Below are 3,726 nucleotides of genomic sequence, written 5' to 3'. Positions count from 1 at the left end.
CCAGCACCGGCTGCTGGAATAGCGTCTTCACCGACACGCTAAAGCCGTCGCGACGCATGCGTTCCAGTAGCGTCAGCGCCAACAGCGAATGCCCGCCCAGCTCGAAGAAGCTATCGTTGCGGCCAACCTGTGCCACCCCCAGCACCTCGGCCCAGATGGCGGCGAGCTTCTCTTCGATTTCACCTTCAGGTGCGATGTACTCGCCGGCAGAGGCAAATTCCGGTGCCGGCAACGCCTTGCGATCCACCTTGCCGTTGGGGTTCAGCGGCAGCGCGTCCAGCAGCACGATGGCCGATGGCAGCATATAGTCGGGCAGAGTGCTCGCAATCGCGGCTTTAAGGTTGGCCGCATCGGTCGTCTCGCCAGCCTTCAGCGATACATAAGCCACCAGTCGGGTATTGCCACCATCGTGACGGGCGATCACCACCGCCTCACGTACCGCCTCCTGTGCCAGGAGCTGCGCTTCAATCTCGCCCAGCTCGATACGGAAGCCACGAATCTTGACCTGATGGTCGATGCGGCCCAAGTATTCGAGCTGGCCATCGCTGTTCCAGCGCACCAGATCGCCGGTGCGGTAGAGGCGACCGCCGTTGGCATCGAACGGGTCGGCGATGAAGCGTTCGGCTGACAGAGCGGCACGGTTGAGATAACCACGGGCGAGGCCGTAGCCACCCAGATATAGCTCGCCAGCCACACCGGGCGGTACCAGCGCAAGATCGGCATCCAGTACATAGGCCACGCGCTCGCCGACCGGGCGGCCGATGGGGGCGTAGGCACTGCGGCAATGACTATCTTCATCACTGCGCCATAAGATCGGGGTGACCACGGTTTCGGTCGGGCCGTAACCATTGATCAGCGTTTGCGCGTGCAGGTGCTCGCGGATAGCCGCCAGGCTCTCGCCAGGCATGGCTTCGCCGCCGAAAGAGCACAGTTGCAGCCTGTGTTCGAATGACGTGTGTTTGGCCGACTCGATCATTTCGCGCAAGTAAGCGGGCGGGAAACCGCCATGCGTGGCCTGCCATTTTTGCATCGCAGCCAGCGTTTGCGCCGGACTCCACAGCGTGTTGTCGCGCAGCAGTACAGCACCACCGGCATGGAAAATGGTCAGCAAGCGCTCGTGCGCACCATCAAAAGCAAAAGACAGGAAGTGCAGTTCACGAGTCGCCGCGCTCATATCATACAGCGGTGCTGTCGCGCGGCAATGCATGCTGATCGGCCCATGCGCCACCGCCACGCCCTTCGGCTTCCCTGTCGAACCCGAGGTATAGATCACATACGCCAGCTGTTCCGGATGCACACTGATGGCTGGCTTGCTGGCCGGATAGTCGGCATCCGGCACGATATCCACCAGTACCAGCGGCACGTTGGTTGCAGGCAGTTTGTCGATCAGCGCCGAGTGGGTCAGCAGCAGGCTCAAACCGGCATCCTCCACCATATGCGCCAGACGATCGGCCGGATAGTCCGGGTCCAGCGGCACGTAGGCGGCACCGGCTTTGAGAATCGCCAGCAAGCCGACGACCATCTCGATGCTACGCTCCAGCGCGATGCCGATACGCGCTTCACGGCGGATACCTTGCGCCAGCAATTGATGCGCGAGGCGGTTGGCGCGGCTGTCGAGCTCGTGGTAGGTCAGCTCGCTGTCACCAAAGATCAGCGCGATGGCCTCAGGGTTGGCCGCAGCCTGCGCTTCGAACAGCTCGTGCACCGGTTTGACGTCAGGGTAAGTCGTCTCGTTGACGCCCCAGCTTTGCAGCAGGGTGTGTTCGGCAGCGGACAGCAAAGCCACATCGGCAATGGCCGTCTCTGGTGCATTGACCAGTGCATCCAGCATCGCCAGATAATGCCCGGCCCAACGGGCGACGGTGTCGGCGTTGAACAACTCGCGGGCGTAATCAAAGGACAGCGCGAGGCCGCCGTTGTCGAGTTCCACGCTGTTCAAGGTCAGTTCAAACTGTGCCGCCTGTTCGCCGAGTGCGTAATCGCTGATAGTCAGACCCGGCAACTGCGCCAACTGACCACCGGCTTCGCGCAGATGGTTGAACATCAGCTGGAACAGCGGCGACACGCCCAGCGTGCGTTCCGGTTGTAGCGCCTCCACCAGTTGTTCGAACGGTAAGTCCTGATGCGCCTGCGCCCCCAGTGCGCGTTCACGCACCTGTGCCAGCAGGCTGGCCAGTGTCATCCGGCCGGCAATCTCGGCACGCAACACCTGGGTGTTGACGAAGAAGCCCACGACGTTCTCGGTCTCGACGCGATGGCGGTTGGCAATCGGTACCCCGACACGGATGTCAGCCAGGCCACTGTAACGATGCAGCAAAGCCTGGAACGCGGTCAGTAGCAGCATGAACAGCGTGCTGCCGTTCTCGCGGGCGCGTTGCTGCAATGCCTGCGCCAGCTCGGCGGGTACAGAAACCGCATGCTGCGCCGCACGATACTGACCATCGGCACGACGGGCATGATCAGCAGGCAATTGCAGCACCGGATGATCACTACCCAACTGTTCACGCCAGTAAGCCAGCTGACGTTCGCGTTCACCCGCTTCCAGCCAGTGACGCTGCCACTGCGCATAGTCGCCGTACTGGATCGGCAATGGCAAAAGCTTGGCCGCAGTACCCGACACGGCCGCTTGATACAGCGCAACGAATTCCTTGACGATCACTTCCATCGACCAGCCATCGGAAATGATGTGGTGCATCACCACCACCAGCACCGCTTGGGTGTCTGACTCCTGAATCAGGCCGACCCGCAACAACGGGCCAGCGGCCAGATCGAACGGGGTGTGTTGCAGTGAATCGGCAAAGCTTTGCGCTGCGACCGGATGGGAGCCCTCATCCAGCGCGCGTACGTCATGCACCGCGACAGCAAAATCGCTTGCTGGCAGTACCCGTTGCAGGATGGCACCGTCTTCCCCCGGTACAAACACGGTACGCAGCGCTTCGTGACGGGCGACGAGCTCGCCAAATACGCGGTCGATCACGTCTGGGCACACATCACCCGCCAGACGCAGCGCGCCGCTGATGTGATAGGCGCTACTGGCGGGTTCGAGCTGCCACAGGAAATGCATGCGCTGCTGGGCGTAGGAGGCGGTCTCAGATTCGTCGGGATTCAGTCTTGGCAAAATGGGGAACTGCCCCAGAGCAAATCCCTCGGCCTGCAGCTTCCGGTAGGCGGTTCGGCGTTGTTCGGGGGCGAGTCGGGCAAATTTTTCGGCAATGCTGTGTAAAACGGCGGTGTCCATCCGGGCGCTCCATGATTGGGGAGCCAGCAAGCAGCTGGCATGGCTATACCGGGATGACGCTTTGCTGCGCAAGTTGTTTAAAAGTAAAAAAGCCGACGGGGGAACCGCCGGCTTTTTCGTCTTGCGTTTGCCCGATCACGCCACCGAGTCATGGTTATCCAGGCCCAGTGGCATGGCAGGTATCACTTAGAGCAATGAATCCATGAAAGCATCCAGTGCGTTCAGGCTGGCCTGTTGCTGTGCTGGCGATGTGGCTGCTGTCAGCAATTGGGCTTGCCCTGCCAGTGTCGGCTGCGCGAATGCCTGGCGGATTTCGAATGGCAGTCGCCATTCGGTTTGCACCTTGGCGACTAGTTGCACTGCCAACAGCGAATGCCCGCCCAGCTCGAAGAAGCTATCGTTGCGGCCAACTTGCTGCACCCCCAGCACCTCGGCCCAGATGGCGGCCAGTTTCTGTTCGACTTCACCTACTGGTTCGATGTACTCGC

The 3,726-nt window shown here is 61.4% G+C and carries 2 protein-coding genes; both read right to left on the bottom strand.

The window, feature by feature from the left end; translation table 11 throughout:
• The coding region (locus ACZ9W6_RS17520) for an amino acid adenylation domain-containing protein (protein ID WP_465192473.1) at positions 1–3,238 on the bottom strand (3,238 nt) is incomplete at its 3' end.
• A 186-nt stretch (positions 3,239–3,424) separates the two neighbouring features.
• On the bottom strand, positions 3,425–3,726 hold a 302-nt coding region (locus ACZ9W6_RS17515; RefSeq protein ID WP_465192472.1), incomplete at its 5' end, for a phosphopantetheine-binding protein.

The sequence above is a fragment of the Vogesella lacus genome (assembly GCF_979366295.1).
The sequence above is the reverse complement of the archived record's forward strand: the minus strand, read 5'-3'. Positions and strand labels throughout refer to the sequence as shown.